The sequence below is a fragment of the Duganella sp. Dugasp56 genome, assembly GCF_047304105.1.
GTDB lineage: Bacteria > Pseudomonadota > Gammaproteobacteria > Burkholderiales > Burkholderiaceae_D > Rugamonas > Rugamonas hordei.
The window spans coordinates 217,189-231,865 of the sequence record NZ_JBGLYQ010000001.1; the positions used below are offsets into that span (position 1 = coordinate 217,189).

Genomic DNA, 14,677 nt, shown 5'->3' on the forward strand with positions numbered 1-14,677 from the left:
TGTTCAGGCGCCGGGCAGCTTGTGGTCGCGGTACTGCTCGCGCAGCTTGTTTTTCTGGATCTTGCCGGTGCCGCCGACCGGCAACGCATCGGCGAACACCACGTCGTCCGGCAGCCACCACTTGGCCACCTTGCCGGTGAAATGGGCCAGCAACTCCTCGCGCGTGACTTCCTGCCCGGGCCGGCGCACCACCACCAGCAGCGGCCGCTCGTCCCACTTCGGATGGGCCACGCCGATGCAGGCCGCCTGCATCACCGCCGGGTGCGACATGGCGACGTTTTCCAGGTCGATGGTGCCTATCCATTCGCCGCCGGACTTGATGACGTCCTTGCTGCGGTCGGTGATCTGCATGAAGCCGTCGACATCGATGGTGGCCACGTCGCCAGTCGGGAACCAGCCATCCTCCAGCACGTCGCCGCCCTCGTCCTTGAAGTAGCGCGCCGCCACCCACGGCCCCTTGACCAGCAGGTGGCCGTAGCTGACGCCGTCCCACGGCAGTTCCTTGCCGTCGTCGTCGACGATCTTCATGTCGACGCCGTAGATCGCGTGCCCCTGCTTTTGCAGGATCTTGCGCTGCTCCGCCTTGGGCAGTTCCAGGTGCTTGCACAGCAGGCCGCCGGTGGTGCCCAGCGGCGACATCTCGGTCATACCCCAGCCATGGATGACCTCGACGCCGAACTCGTCGATCAGCGTGTTCATCATCGCCGGCGGACAGGCCGAACCGCCGATCACCGTGCGGCGGAAGGTCGAGAACTTGAGCTTGTTCTGGATCGCGTAGTTGAGCAGGCCCAGCCACACGGTCGGCACGCCGGCCGAGAACGTGACCTTTTCGCTTTCCATCAGGTCGTAGACCGACTTGCCATCCAGCGCGCCGCCGGGAAACACCATCTTGGCGCCCGACAGCGGCACCGAGTACGGCAGGCCCCAGGCGTTGACGTGGAACATGGGCACCACCGGCATCACGGTGTCGCGCGACGACACGTTGAGCACGTTGGGCAGCGCCGACGCGTAGGCATGCAGCACCGTGGAGCGGTGCGAGTACAGCACGCCCTTCGGATTGCCGGTGGTGCCGGAGGTGTAGCACAGCGTGCTGGCGGAGTTCTCGTCGAACAGCGGCCACCGGTAATCGTCCGAGTGGGCGTTGATCAATTCCTCGTAGGACATCAGGTTGGGGATCTTGGTGTCGGCCGGCAGGCGGTCGGCCTCGCCCATAAGAATGAAGCCCTTGATGGTCTTGCAGTGCGGCGCGAACGCTTCCACCAGCGGCAGGAAGCAGAAGTCGAACAGCAGATATTGGTCTTCGGCGTGGTTGCAAATGTAGGCCAGCTGTTCGGGATGCAGGCGCGGATTGATCGTATGCAGCACGGCGCCGGAACCGGACACGCCGTAGTAGGCCTCCAGGTGGCGGTAGCCGTTCCACGCCAGCGTGCCGACGCGCTCGCCCATGCGCACGCCCAGGCCCTGCAGCGCGTTGGCCAGGCGCTTGGCGCGCTGGTGGCAGTCGCGGAAGGTGTAGCGGTGCAGGTCGCCCTCGACGCGCCGCGAGACGATCTCGCTGTTGGCGTAGTGGCGGGCGGCGAATTCGAGGATGCCGGACACCAGCAGTGGCTGGTTCATCATCTGGCCCATCAATGGACTCTGGGGATACATGGCTGCCTCGGGAAAAGTTGATGCGGAAAAGTTAATCTTATATGAACAAGTTTGTGGCGCGGCCGCGCTCAGCGTCAATGGTTTTCGATGCTGCATTGCAGCAGCCATGGCGTGCGGTAAAATTGACGGCTTACGCCCTTACACAGAACGGGAACCGCCATTACTGCCTCAAAACTGCCGCTGGACAATTCCTTCGCGTCCCTGCCGCCCGCCTTCTACACCCGCCTGATGCCGACGCCGCTGCCGGCGCCGTATCTGGTCGCCGTCAGCGCGCCCGCCGCCGACTTGATCGGACTCACGCCGGCCCAGGTCGCCGACGGCCTCGACGTCCTGATCGGCAACGCCGCGCCGGAGCGCGCGCTGCCGCTGGCTGCCGTGTATTCCGGCCACCAGTTCGGCGTCTGGGCCGGCCAGCTGGGCGACGGCCGCGCCATGCTGTTTGGCGACGTCGCCACCAACGATGGGCCGATGGAGCTGCAATGGAAAGGCGCCGGCCTGACGCCCTACTCACGCATGGGCGACGGCCGTGCCGTGCTGCGCTCGTCGATCCGCGAATTCCTGTGCTCCGAGGCGATGCATGCGCTGGGCATTCCCACCTCGCGCGCGTTGTCGGTGGCAGGTTCCGACCAGGGCGTGATGCGCGAGACGGTCGAGACGTCGGCCGTGGTAGTGCGCATGGCGCCGACCTTCGTGCGCTTCGGCTCGTTCGAGCACTGGTTTTACCGCAAGAAGCCGGAAGAATTGAAGATACTGGCCGATTACGTCATCGACCGCTTCTATCCCGAGCTACGCGACGCGGAAAATCCGTACCAGGCCTTGCTGGCCGAAGTCTCGCGCCGCACCGCGCACATGATCGCGCAATGGCAGGCGGTCGGCTTCATGCATGGCGTGATGAACACCGATAACATGTCCATCCTCGGCCTGACGCTGGACTACGGCCCGTTCGGCTTCATGGAAGCCTTCGATTCCGACCACATCTGCAACCACACCGACCAGCAGGGGCGCTATTCGTACTCGAACCAGCCGCAGGTCGGCCACTGGAATTGCTACGCGCTGGGCCAGGCACTGCTGCCGCTGATCGGCGAAGTGGAAGCGGCGCAGGCCGCGCTGGACGTTTACCAGCCCGAGTTCGCCGCAAAAATGGACGAACTGCTGCACGCCAAGCTGGGCTTGGCCACGCTGGAGCAGCACGCCGACGCCGACCGCGCGCTATTCGACGCCATGTTCTCGCTTATGCATGCCAACAGCGTCGATTTCACCCTCTTCTTCCGTCGCTTGAGCGGCATCAAGGCTACCGACGCCAGCGGCGACGAACCGCTGCGCGACCTGTTCATCGACCGGCCGGCCTTCGATGCCTGGGCGCTGCAATACCGTGCCCGCCTGCAGGCCGAGTCCAGCGACGATGCTAGCCGCAAGCTTGCGATGGACCGGGTCAACCCCAAATACGTGCTGCGCAACTACCTGGCCCAAGTGGCTATTGAAAAAGCGCAAAATAAGGACTTTACTGAGGTTGAGCGCCTGCTGTCAGTTTTGCAGCGCCCATACGACGAACAGCCCGAGCACGAACAATACGCAGCCTTGCCGCCGGACTGGGCAAGTCATTTAGAAGTCAGCTGTTCCTCTTAAGCGAGCACTAAGCCATGACAAATAAAGTCACCAAATCCGACGCCGAATGGCGCGCCATGCTGGATCCGATGGAATATCAAGTCACGCGCCACGCGGCTACCGAACGCGCTTTCACCGGCAAGTTCTGGGATCATCACGAACACGGCATCTACACCTGCGTATGCTGCAATACGCCGTTGTTCCGTTCCGACGCCAAATTCGACTCGGGCTGCGGCTGGCCCAGCTACTTCGAGGCGCTCGATCCGGCCAATGTCATTGAAAAAACCGACCGTACGCATGGTATGCTGCGCACCGAAATCATTTGCGCGGTCTGCGATGCGCACTTGGGTCACGTGTTCCCGGACGGCCCGCCGCCGACCGGGCTGCGTTATTGCATCAATTCCGCCTCTTTACGCTTTGATCCACAAGACTAATAAGACATTATGAAATTTCTGTTCGACCTGATCCCGCTGCTGCTGTTCTTTGTCGCCTACAAGCTGTCGGGCTGGAACGCGGACGCCGCCCAGCACTTCATCAACACCTACCTGAGCGGCATCGTCTCCGGCGGCACGGTCACCACCGAGCAGTCGCCGATCGTCATCGCCACGCTGGTCGGCATCGTGGCGACGATGGGCCAGATCGGCTACGTCAAGGCGCGCGGCCGCAAGGTCGACTTCGTGCTGTGGTTTTCGCTGGCCATGTTTGTATTCTTCGGCGGCCTGACGATATACCTGCACGACGAGGATTTCATCAAATGGAAATTGAGTATCGTGTATTGGTTCTTTGCCTCGGGCCTGCTGGTGAGCGAGTTCGTCTTTAAAAAGAACCTGATGCGCAAATCGATGGAAGAAATCATCCAATTGCCGGACCTGATCTGGGCCCGCCTGAATCTGGCCTGGATATGTTTCTTTATCGCAATGGGCTTCCTGAATTGGTATGTCGCCTTCGTCTTGTTTAAAGGCGACACCAGTTCATGGGTCAGCTTTAAAGCCTTCGGCTCGACCGCCCTGATGTTTGTGTTTATTGTTGCGCAAACGATTTATCTGTCGCGCCACATGAAGGATGAAGCATGAGCGACCTGACCAAGGACACGCGCATGGAGCGCATGCGCAGCCGCTTCGAGGCCGCTTTGACGCCGCTGGAACTGACGCTGGAAGACGATTCCGCCCTGCACGCCGGCCATGCCGGGGCCGCCTCCGGCGGGGGGCATTACAACGTCAGAATTGTTTCGTTACAATTCGAGGGCCTCAAACTCGTCACAAGACATCGACTCGTGTATGATTCCGTGCACGATATGATGCATAAAGAAATTCATGCATTGGCCATTACCGCATTGGCTCCGTCCGAAGTATGATGTAACGCTTGGTGTGGGAACGGTTGGCGTCGTCGAAAATAATTGAGCACAAAGACAGATAGCTGATCCAACTCCTACCGCCCGGCAATTTCGCTAAAACTTTCCCCTTACAGGAATTAATAATGACTTTCAAGCCAGCCAGTTTGCTGATTGCACTTCTCGCCGTTATCGCCGTACCTGCTTTCGCACAAAACGTTGCCGTAGTTAATGGCAAAGCCATCCCAACGTCGCGCGTCGACGCCGTGGTCAAGCAAGTCGTTGCTCAAGGCCAGCAGCCTGATTCGCCACAACTGCGCGAACTGATCAAGAAAGACCTGATCGGCCGCGAAGTGATGATGCAGGAAGCGGAAAAACAAGGTTTCGGCAAGGACGCAGCGGTCAAGGCGCAAATCGAAAACGCCCGTCAAGCCATCATCATCAACTCGCTGATCGGCGACTACGTCAAGAAAAACCCGGTGTCGGACGCCGACATCAAGGCTGAATACGACCGCTTCACCGCTCAGGCCGGCGACAAGGAATACCACGTCCGCCACATCCTGCTGGGCACCGAAGCCGAAGCCAACGACGTGATCGCCAAGATCAAGGGCGGCGCCAAGTTTGAAGACCTGGCAAAAACCTCGAAAGACACCGGTTCTGCAGCCAATGGCGGCGATCTGGACTGGGCCTCGCCTTCGTCCTTCCCACCAGCGTTCTCGGCCGCCTTCGTGGCCCTGCAAAAAGGCCAGGTCACCGAGAAGCCAGTGCAGACCCAGAACGGCTTCCACGTCATCAAAGTGGACGACATCCGTCCAGCCAAGCTGCCTACCCTGGAAGAAGTGAAGCCGCAAATCGCGGAAGCGCTGACCCAGAAGAAACTGCAGGCTTACCAGGAAGAACTGGTCAAGAAAGCAAAAGTGCAGTAATGTTACAAAAGGCGGCGCCCTGCGGGGCGCCGTTTTTGATTTTGCGTTGGTACAATGCACCGCCCGAGTGCGATTTCTTGATTTTTTATAGGATTTAATAATGATGTTGAAGCCAGCCCGCCTGTTGTTAGCACTGATCGCTGTCGTTGCAGCTCCGGTATTCGCGCAAAACGTCGCGACCGTCAATGGCAAGGCTATTCCTGCCTCCAAGGTAGACCAGATGGTCAAGCAAGTCGTCGCCCAAGGCCAGCAGCCTGACAGCCCGCAACTGCGTGAAATGGTCAAGAAAGAACTGATCGGCCGCGAAGTGATGATCCAGGAAGCGGACAAGCAAGGTTTCGGCACCAAGCCGGAAGTCAAGGCCGCGATTGAAAACGCCCGTCAAAGCATTATCATCAATGCGATGCTGGCTGATTACGTAAAGAAAAACCCAGTCAAAGATACTGAAATCAAAGCTGAATACGACAAGTATAAAGCAGCGATGGGCGACAAAGAATATCACTCGCGTCATATCCTGGTCGCCACCGAACAGGAAGCCAAGGATATTATCGCCAAGTTGAAAGCCGGCGGTAAATTCGAAGAATTGGCTAAAGTATCGAAAGACGGTTCGGCCAATAACGGCGGCGACCTGGGCTGGATGACTCCAGGCAAACTGGTCAAGCCTTTCGCTGATGCGATGGTCGCGCTGAAAAACGGCGAGATTACCCAAACCCCGGTTAAAACCGAATTCGGCTATCACGTGATCAAGCTGGAAGAATCCCGCGCGACCAAACTGCCGGCACTGGAAGAAGTCAAAGGCCAGGTTGCAGAGGCCCTGCAACAGCGCAAAATCGCCGCTTATCGCGACGAGCTGAGCAAGAAAGCCAAGATCCAGTAATACTGGTTTCGCGGTTATAAAAGGCGCCTCTTGAGGCGCCTTTTTTTACACCTCGAATATGCCAGTTTTTAGCTTACTCATGCCAGGAACCGGCTTATCTACGGGGCAAAACGTGGAGTCGGCTATAATCTGCAGCATGAATCCACAGTTCCAGGCCGACCTTGAAGCGGCCCTCGCCACCGTCACCGATGCCGCCCGCGCACCTGCCATGCGCGCCTACATGCGCGATCAATTCGATTATCTGGGCGTCGGCACGCCGCTACGCCGGCTGGCGGCCAAGCCGCTTTTAAAGACTTTAAAAGGCTCAGGTGCGGATAACCTTCTGAATTATGCGCACGCATTATGGGAGTTGCCGCAGCGTGAATATCAATATGTGGCGATCGATTTACTGGCGATGCACTGGAAAGAAATGGATATCTCGCACATTTCACGACTGCTTGCATTGGCGCAGAATAAATCGTGGTGGGATACCGTGGACGCGCTGGCCGCGGTAATCAGCGACGTGCTGCGACATAAACATGATGAAATGGACGCTGCGCTCACCCACGATAATATGTGGGTGCGGCGCATCGCCTTGCTTCATCAATTAGGCTGGCGTGACAAAGTCGACACGAATCGATTATTCAATTACGCGCTGACGTTATCGCACGAAAAAGAATTCTTCATACAAAAGGCAATTGGCTGGGCGTTGAGGGATTATGCACGCCACGATCCGGACGCAGTCCGGGAATTTATCTTAAAAGAAAAACCGCGCTTATCCGCACTAAGCTTCCGCGAGGCCAATAAACATTTATCCAAATAAAAAGCCGGATCGCTCCGGCTTTTTTATTTGGCACGCCGTTAAATTAACCGACGAATTTACGGGCATTGCGGAACATGCGCATCCACGGCGAATCCTCACCCCACGATTCAGGATGCCACGATTGCTGCACCGTGCGGAATACGCGTTCGGCGTGCGGCATCATAACCGTGAAGCGGCCGTCGGCCGTGGTCACCGACGTCAAGCCTTGCGGCGAGCCGTTCGGATTGTACGGATAGGCTTCCGTGGCGGCGCCACGGTTGTCGACGAAGCGCATCGCTGCCACGGCTTCGCTGATGTTGCCCGTCTGCGTGAAGTCGGCATAGCCTTCGCCGTGGGCGATGGCGATCGCGGTTTGCGTGCCGGCCATGCCGCTGAAGAAGATCGACGGCGAATCCAGCACTTCCACCATCGCGAAGCGGGCTTCGAACTTCTCCGACTTGTTGGTGGTGAACTTGGGCCACGCATGCGCGCCAGGGATGATGGATTTCAGGTTGCTCATCATCTGGCAGCCGTTGCAGACACCCAGGCCGAAGCTGTCGGTGCGCGCGAAGAAGCGGGCGAACTGCTCGGACAGCGCGGCGTTGAACAGAATGGTCTTGGCCCAGCCCTCGCCGGCGCCCAGCACGTCGCCGTACGAGAAGCCGCCGACGGCGATGATGCCCTGGAAGTCGTCCAGCTTGACGCGGCCGGCAATCAGGTCGCTCATGTGCACGTCGACGGCGTTGAAGCCCGCCTGGTGCATCACGTATGCGGTCTCGATGTGCGAGTTGACGCCCTGCTCACGCAGGATGGCGACGCGCGGACGCACGCCGGTGGCCAGGAACGGCGCGGCCACGTTTTCCGCCAGGTCGAAGGTGATCTTGGGCGTGATGCCGGGATCGGTGACGTCCAGGATGCGGTCGTATTCGGCGTCGGCACAGGCCGGGTTGTCGCGCAGGCGGGCGATGCGCCAGCTGGTCTCGCTCCACAGGCGGTGCAGTTCGGCGCGCGGCTTGGCGTAGATGATCTTGGCGTCGCGGGTGAACTCGATCACGCCACGGTCGTTCGGCTTGCCGATGATGTGGCTGCAGGCGCCGAGGTTGAAGGTGCGCAGCACGTCCATCACCAGCGACTTCTCTTCAGCGCGCACCTGGATCACGGCGCCCAGCTCTTCGGAGAACAGCGCGCGCAGCGTTTGCTCGTTGCGGCGTTCGGCGATCTGGCCGGCCCAGTTCTTGGCGTCGCCCTGGTCGGCGCCATGGCCCTCTTCCAGCGTCAGGATGTCGAGGTTGATCGACAGGCCCGCGCGGCCGGCGAAGGCCATCTCGGTCAGCGTGCCATACAGGCCGCCGTCGGAGCGGTCGTGGTAGGCCAGCAGCTTGCCGTCGTTGTTCAGTTGCTGGATCGCGGTGAAGAAGGCTTTCAGGTCTTCAGCGCTGTCGACGTCCGGCGTCTCGTTGCCCAGCTGGCCCATGACCAGCGACAGCGCCGAGGCGCCCAGGCGGTTCTTGCCGCGACCGAGGTCGATCAGGATGATGGCGGTGTCGCCGGCATCGGTCTTGATCTGCGGCGTCAGCGACTTGCGCACGTCGTGCACCGGCGCGAAGGCCGAGACGATCAGCGATACCGGCGAAGTGACGGCTTTGGCAATGCCAAAGCTGTCAGCCTTCTCGTCACTTTCGTCTTTCCACGTGGTGCGCATCGACAGCGAATCCTTGCCGACCGGGATGCTGATGCCCAGCGCCGGGCACAGCTCCATGCCGACCGCCTTGACGGTGTCGAACAGCGCGGCGTCCTGGCCCGGCTGGCCGCAGGCGGCCATCCAGTTGGCGGACAGCTTGATGTCGGAGATATCCTTGATCGGCGCGGCGGCGATGTTGGTGATCGCCTCGGCGACCGCCATGCGGCCCGACGCTGCGGCGTCGATGACGGCCAGCGGGGTACGCTCGCCCATCGCCATCGCTTCGCCCAGGTAGCCCTCGAAGCTCATCGCGGTGACGGCGCAATCGGCCACCGGCACCTGCCATGGGCCGACCATCTGGTCGCGCACGGACATACCGCCCACGGTGCGGTCGCCAATGGTGATCAGGAAGGACTTGTCGCCGACGGTAGGCAGCAGCAGCACGCGCTTGGCCACTTCTTCCAGGTCCATGCCGGTCAGGTCGATGGCCGGCAGCTCGTTATGCACGTGGTGTACGTCGCGCTGCATCTTCGGCGGTTTGCCCAGCAGGACATCCATCGGCATGTCGACCGGCTCGTTGCCCAGCTCAGGATCGATCAGTTTCAGTTGACGCTCTTCGGTCGCGGTGCCGACCACGGCGTACAGGCAGCGTTCACGCTCGCACAGTGCCTTGAACATCGGCAGGTTGTCCGGCGCGATCGCCAGCACATAGCGCTCCTGCGATTCATTGGACCAGATTTCCTTCGGCGCCATGCCGCTTTCTTCCAGCGGGATCTTGCGCAGGTCGAAGATCGCGCCGCGCTTGGCGTCGTTGGTGATTTCCGGGAAGGCGTTCGACAAGCCGCCGGCGCCGACGTCGTGGATCGAGATGATCGGATTCTTGGCGCCCAGCTGCCAGCAGCCGTTGATCACTTCCTGGGCGCGGCGCTCCATTTCCGGGTTGCCGCGCTGGACCGAGTCGAAGTCCAGGTCGGCGGTGTTGGTGCCGGTGGCCATCGACGACGCGGCCGAGCCGCCCATGCCGATGCGCATGCCGGGACCGCCCAGCTGCACCAGCAGGCTGCCGACCGGGATGTCGTTCTTGTGCGTGTGCTGGCCGGAGATGTTGCCGATGCCGCCGGCGATCATGATCGGCTTGTGGTAGCCGAACACGGTGTCCTGCGCGCCGGCGAACTGCTTGCCGATGTTCTGTTCATAGGTACGGAAGTAACCGCCCAGCACCGGACGGCCGAATTCATTGCTGAACGCGGCGCCGCCCAGCGGGCCTTCGATCATGATCTGCAAGGCCGAGGCGATGCGGTCAGGCTTGCCGTAGGCCTTGGTGCTGTCGCGGTAATCGCTGACCGGCGCGGTGACGTCGGCATCGTTTTCCCAGGCCTGCACGGCGCCCGGCAGCATCAGGTTCGATACGGTGAAGCCGGTCAGGCCGGCCTTGGGCTTGGCGCCGCGGCCGGTCGCGCCCTCGTCGCGGATCTCGCCGCCGGCGCCGGTGGAGGCGCCGGGGAACGGGGAGATCGCGGTCGGGTGATTGTGGGTTTCCACTTTCATCAGCGTGTGCGTCAACTCGGTGGTCGGCGCGTACTGGTGCGCGTCGCCCTGCGGGAAGAAGCGCATCACTTCGGCGCCTTCCATGATCGACGAGTTGTCGCTGTAGGCGACGATGGTGCCTTTCGGCTGCAACTGGTGGGTGTTCTTGATCATGCCGAACAGCGACTTGGTTTGCGCCACGCCGTCGATGGTCCAGTCGGCGTTGAAGATCTTGTGGCGGCAGTGCTCCGAGTTCGCCTGCGCGAACATCATCAGTTCGACGTCGGTCGGATTGCGGCCGGCCTTGGTGAAGGCGGCGTCCAGGTACTCGATCTCGTCGTCGGACATGGCCAGGCCCAGGTCCGTGTTGGCCTTCTCCAGCGCGGCCTTGCCCATGCCGATCACGTCCACCGATTCCAGCGGCTTGGCGTCCAGCGTGCGGAACAAACCGGCCGCGTCGTCCGGCGAGCGCAGCACCGATTCGGTCATGCGGTCGTGCAGCAGCGCGGCGACAGCCTGCACTTCTTCTTCCGACAGCTTCTTGGCGGCGCCGATGCTGCTGCCCAAAATGCCGGTCTTCAGGTTGATGCGGAAGGCGATGCCGCGTTCGACGCGCTTGACGTGCGCCATGCCGCAGTTGTGGACGATGTCGGTGGCCTTCGAGGCCCACGGCGAGATCGTGCCGAAGCGCGGGATGACGAAGAACTCTTCGACTGCGCCGTCGGTGTTGTCGGCGTGGGCCGGCTCACCGTAGGTCAGCAGCGCGCCCAGGCGGCTGGTGTCGTCGGCCGACAGCGGCGCGGCGGCGTCGATGAAGTGGACATAGCGCGCCTGGACGGCGGCGACGGCAGGCAGCGCGGCTTGCAGTTGAGTTAACAGGCGTTGGCTACGGAATGCGGACAGGGCGTTGGAGCCCGGCAGAATCAACATATTTGGAGGATGGTTGATGCAGCGTGGCTGCGGATTAAAGGGTGATGGAGCACGAGATACTTGTCTTGCAGAATTCCTTTGCGCGCATTATACCCCTTACCGTTGTCTCTATACAGCGCCAATTACGGCCAAAAACTGCCGACGAAGCAACATTTTCAGTCTATTTCGTCTCCTAAGGCCTTGAATTCATACATTTTGATTTTCCATGGAGTATCCTAGATTTAACTTTAGATGAGGCACGTAACATGGCGGAATATAGTGAATTGTCGGTGCTGATCGTCGACCCGAACCCTGGGATGCGCGGCAGCCTGCACAATATGCTGAACCAGGCGGGCATCACCAGGATCGAATACGCGGTGAGCTCCGGCACGGCCATCCGCCAACTGGCCAAGAAACCGTTCGACATTGTGCTGTGCGAGTACGACCTGGGCAACGGCAGCGGAGAGAACAACGGCCAGGATGGCCAGCAGCTGCTCGAGGACCTGCGCCTGCACAAGCTGATCGCGCCGTGGACCATCTTCATCATGCTCACCTCCGAGGGCGTCTACAGCAAGGTGATCGGCGCGGCCGAACTGACGCCGACCGACTACGTGCTCAAGCCCTTCACCGTCGACGCGCTGCTGCAGCGCATCCGCAAGGCCGTCGACAAGCGCGACGTGTTCCTGCCGGTCTACCAGTTGGTGGAGAACGGCAACGTACGCAAGGCCATCGCCGACTGCGTGGGCGGCGAGGAAAAGAATCCCCGCTACGCGATCGACTTCGCCCGCCTGCGCGCCGAGCTGCTGGTGTCCATCGGCGAGCTGGCCGAGGCCGAGATCGTATACCAGGTGATCCTGATGGCCAAGCCGATCGCGTGGGCGCATCTGGGCATGGCGCGCTGCCAGTTCGGCCAGCAGAAGCTGGTCGAGGCGCAGCAGACCCTGCAGGAACTGCTGGCCGACAATCCCAAGTTCATGGCGGCCTACGACCTGCTGGCGCGTACCCACGAGGCCATGGGCCAGCAGGAGGAAGCCAAGAAGATCCTGGAGGACGCGGTGGCCATCTCGCCCAACATGGTCAGCCGGCTGCGGCACCTGGGCGAAGTGGCGTTCGAGACCGGCGACGTCGGCATGGCCGAGAAGGCGTTCAAGCAGGTGGTGGCCAAGGCCAAGTATTCGGAATTCCGCGACCCCGAGGATCACGTCAAGCTGGTCAAGACGCTGGTCAAGAAAGGCGACGCCAACCAGGCCAGCGGCGTGATCCGCGACATGGAGCGCACCTTGCGCGGCGGCGCCAACGTGGAGGCCTGCCGCGCGATCGCGGCCGGCATGCTGCAGGAAATGGCCGGCAACCTGGCCGGCGCGGCGACCGAGCTGACCAACGCCGTCAACGCCATCGGCGCCACGCGCGGCCTGTCGACCGGGCTGAAGATTGGCCTGGTGCACAGTTGCCTGAACGTCAAGCTGGACCAGCAGGCGTCGGAATTGATGCTCAACCTGATGAACGACACCGACAGCGGCGTGTCGATGGACGACGCGGTGGACGTGTTTGAAAAGGCCGGCCGCCACGACTTGGCCGAGGGTATGGGCGAGCAGATCAAGCACCAGGTGGACGAGTTGATCGCCCATGCGCACGATCAGCGCAGCCAGGGCGACCTGCGGGCGGCGGTCGATACGCTGAACGCGGCCCTGCGCAAGGCGCCGGCCAACATGGCGCTGCTGCCGGCGGCGACATCGGCCATCCTCAAGCAGCTCGACGACCTGGGCTGGGAAGTACCGCTGGGCGAGCAATGCGCGTTCCTGCTGGAGCGCATGCGCAAGATCGACCCCGCCCATCCATCGCTGGAGGCGCTGCAGGCGCAGTACGCCCACACCCAGCGCAAATACGGTATCGCGACGGTCGCCTAGCTCAGATTACCGAGCCGGGGAAGTTGGACCAGTGGGCGATCATGTACCACGAGACGAAGTACAGCGCGCACAGCAGAAAGGCCGACCAGATCGCCGCGCTGGGCGATTTGCGTCCACGCAGCAGCTTGAATAGCGTTCGCATTGTGATTTCTCCTTCCATCCGATTCACCCGCCTCCTGAAAAACTGGACTGTACGCGCCGCCCCTGCGGCGGACAAGCGGCTAATCCGTGGTACCGGATTCCGGTGCCCAAGGTATCGGCAGGCGGACGGCTATGGCTATTGCGAGCGGCGCAAGCTATCATGGTTCGCTGCACCTTGCGCGCTACCGAACAGGCCTTACAAATGAAACTTTCCACCTTTATCCGCAGCAACATAGAAACCATCCTGGTGGAGTGGGAATCGTTCGCGCGGACGCTGCAACCGAAGGATGGGCAAATGTCGCCGCTGGCGCTGCGCGACCACGCCAAGCTGATACTGCTGGCGATAGCGGACGGGATCGATGTCAAGGAGACGCCGGACGAGCAGTACGACAAGTCGCGTGGCGAGGCGCCGGAGGCCGCCGGACCGGAAAGCGCCGCCGCGACGCACGGCACGCTGCGCCACACCAGCGGCTTTACGCTGATCCAGCTGACCGCCGAGTACCGCGCGCTGCGCGCCACGGTACTGCGGCTGTGGCTGCCGAAGCTGTCGGCGGTCAACGAAGAAATCGCCGGCGACATGATGCGTTTCAACGAAGCGATCGACCAGGCGCTGGCCGAATCGGTGCTGACGTATTCGAACAAATCGGCCAAGACGCGCGACACCTTCCTCGCCATACTCGGCCATGACCTGCGCACCCCGCTGGCCACGATGTCGATGGCGGCCGCCTACCTGGCGCGCTTGCCGCCGGGCGAGCTGAAGATCGACCAGACGGCGGCGCGCATACAGCGCAGCGTCGACACCATGAGTTCCATGGTCAACGACCTGCTCGACTACGCGAGAACACAGCTGGACGGCGAGATGCCGGTGGCGCCGGTGGTGGCCGACATCGGCGCGACCTGCCGCACGGCGCTCGATGACGCCCAGGCGGCACATCCGAACCGCCAGTTCCGCTGGAGCGGCTCCGGCGACCTGACCATCAGCTTCGACCAGCACCGCATGCAGCAGGTGCTGTCCAACCTTCTCAACAACGCCGCGCGCTACGGCACCAACGACGGTCCGGTGACGATGGACGCCAGCGGCACGGCCGGGCAGGTGGTGATCGCGGTGAACAACCGGGGCAATGTCATTCCGGCCGAATCGCTGGCGGCGATCTTCGCTCCGATGGTCAGGCTGTCGGTCGAAGCCAGCGCCGACGGGCCGCCGTCCAGGAGCATCGGGCTCGGGCTGTACATCGCCCAGGACATCGTCGAGGCGCACGGCGGCACGCTCGGCGTCGCCTCCAGCGCCGCGGACGGCACCACCTTCACCATCCGCCTGCCGAGAACCGCCGCATAATCGGCAG

Annotated in this window: 12 protein-coding genes; 9 read left to right on the top strand and 3 right to left on the bottom strand. The window is 61.8% G+C overall.

The features are described 5' to 3' along the window. Nucleotides 1-3 precede the first annotated feature (3 nt). Nucleotides 4-1,650 (bottom strand): 3-(methylthio)propionyl-CoA ligase, encoded by a 1,647-nt coding sequence (locus tag ACCD07_RS00975; protein ID WP_413446234.1) that lies wholly within the window; start codon nucleotides 1,648-1,650, stop codon nucleotides 4-6. Nucleotides 1,651-1,878: 228 nt separating this feature from the next. Here ACCD07_RS00975 and ACCD07_RS00980 point away from each other — a divergent pair, with 228 nt between their 5' ends. The 7 genes from ACCD07_RS00980 (at nucleotide 1,879) to ACCD07_RS01010 (ending at nucleotide 7,190) form a co-directional block, all read left to right on the top strand. Then, nucleotides 1,879-3,276 carry a protein adenylyltransferase SelO gene (locus ACCD07_RS00980; protein ID WP_413446235.1) on the top strand — a complete coding sequence of 466 codons (1,398 nt, stop codon included), beginning with the start codon at nucleotides 1,879-1,881 and terminating at the stop codon, nucleotides 3,274-3,276. Nucleotides 3,277-3,290: 14 nt separating this feature from the next. Beyond that, nucleotides 3,291-3,689 (top strand): peptide-methionine (R)-S-oxide reductase MsrB, encoded by a 399-nt coding sequence (gene msrB, locus ACCD07_RS00985; protein WP_176650632.1) that lies wholly within the window; start codon nucleotides 3,291-3,293, stop codon nucleotides 3,687-3,689. A gap of 9 nt (nucleotides 3,690-3,698) precedes the next feature. Next, entirely contained in the window at nucleotides 3,699-4,328 is a 630-nt protein-coding gene (locus tag ACCD07_RS00990) for a septation protein A (RefSeq protein ID WP_176650631.1), read from the top strand. Then, nucleotides 4,325-4,609: a BolA family protein gene (locus ACCD07_RS00995; protein WP_176650630.1), complete on the top strand. Its 285-nt coding sequence runs from the start codon at nucleotides 4,325-4,327 to the stop codon at nucleotides 4,607-4,609. Before ACCD07_RS00990 ends, ACCD07_RS00995 begins: the two co-directional genes overlap by 4 nt. Before the next feature lie 122 nt (nucleotides 4,610-4,731). Next, nucleotides 4,732-5,511, top strand: coding sequence for a peptidyl-prolyl cis-trans isomerase (locus ACCD07_RS01000; RefSeq protein WP_176650629.1), 780 nt, complete (start codon nucleotides 4,732-4,734; stop codon nucleotides 5,509-5,511). A gap of 100 nt (nucleotides 5,512-5,611) precedes the next feature. Next, the gene (locus ACCD07_RS01005; protein WP_176650628.1) at nucleotides 5,612-6,388 is read left to right on the top strand and encodes a peptidylprolyl isomerase; all 777 of its coding nucleotides are present in this window, start codon (nucleotides 5,612-5,614) and stop codon (nucleotides 6,386-6,388) included. Between the two features lie 136 nt (nucleotides 6,389-6,524). After that, nucleotides 6,525-7,190, top strand: a complete 666-nt coding sequence (locus ACCD07_RS01010; RefSeq protein ID WP_413446236.1) for a DNA alkylation repair protein — start codon at nucleotides 6,525-6,527, stop codon at nucleotides 7,188-7,190. Nucleotides 7,191-7,233: 43 nt separating this feature from the next. Here ACCD07_RS01010 and purL read toward each other — a convergent pair whose 3' ends face one another. Continuing rightward, complete coding sequence (gene purL, locus ACCD07_RS01015) at nucleotides 7,234-11,307, bottom strand: phosphoribosylformylglycinamidine synthase (protein WP_413446237.1); 4,074 nt, start codon at nucleotides 11,305-11,307, stop codon at nucleotides 7,234-7,236. 245 nt (nucleotides 11,308-11,552) lie between these two features. On the opposite strand from purL, the gene ACCD07_RS01020 reads away from it, so the two are divergent. Then, the gene (locus ACCD07_RS01020; RefSeq protein ID WP_413446238.1) at nucleotides 11,553-13,193 is read left to right on the top strand and encodes a response regulator; all 1,641 of its coding nucleotides are present in this window, start codon (nucleotides 11,553-11,555) and stop codon (nucleotides 13,191-13,193) included. A gap of 1 nt (nucleotide 13,194) precedes the next feature. Here the strand turns inward: ACCD07_RS01020 and ACCD07_RS01025 are convergent, their stop codons facing one another. Continuing rightward, complete coding sequence (locus ACCD07_RS01025) at nucleotides 13,195-13,335, bottom strand: hypothetical protein (protein WP_176650624.1); 141 nt, start codon at nucleotides 13,333-13,335, stop codon at nucleotides 13,195-13,197. Nucleotides 13,336-13,536: 201 nt separating this feature from the next. Between ACCD07_RS01025 and ACCD07_RS01030 the strand changes: the two genes are divergently transcribed. Further along, nucleotides 13,537-14,670 (top strand): sensor histidine kinase, encoded by a 1,134-nt coding sequence (locus ACCD07_RS01030; protein WP_413446239.1) that lies wholly within the window; start codon nucleotides 13,537-13,539, stop codon nucleotides 14,668-14,670. Nucleotides 14,671-14,677: the final 7 nt, after the last annotated feature.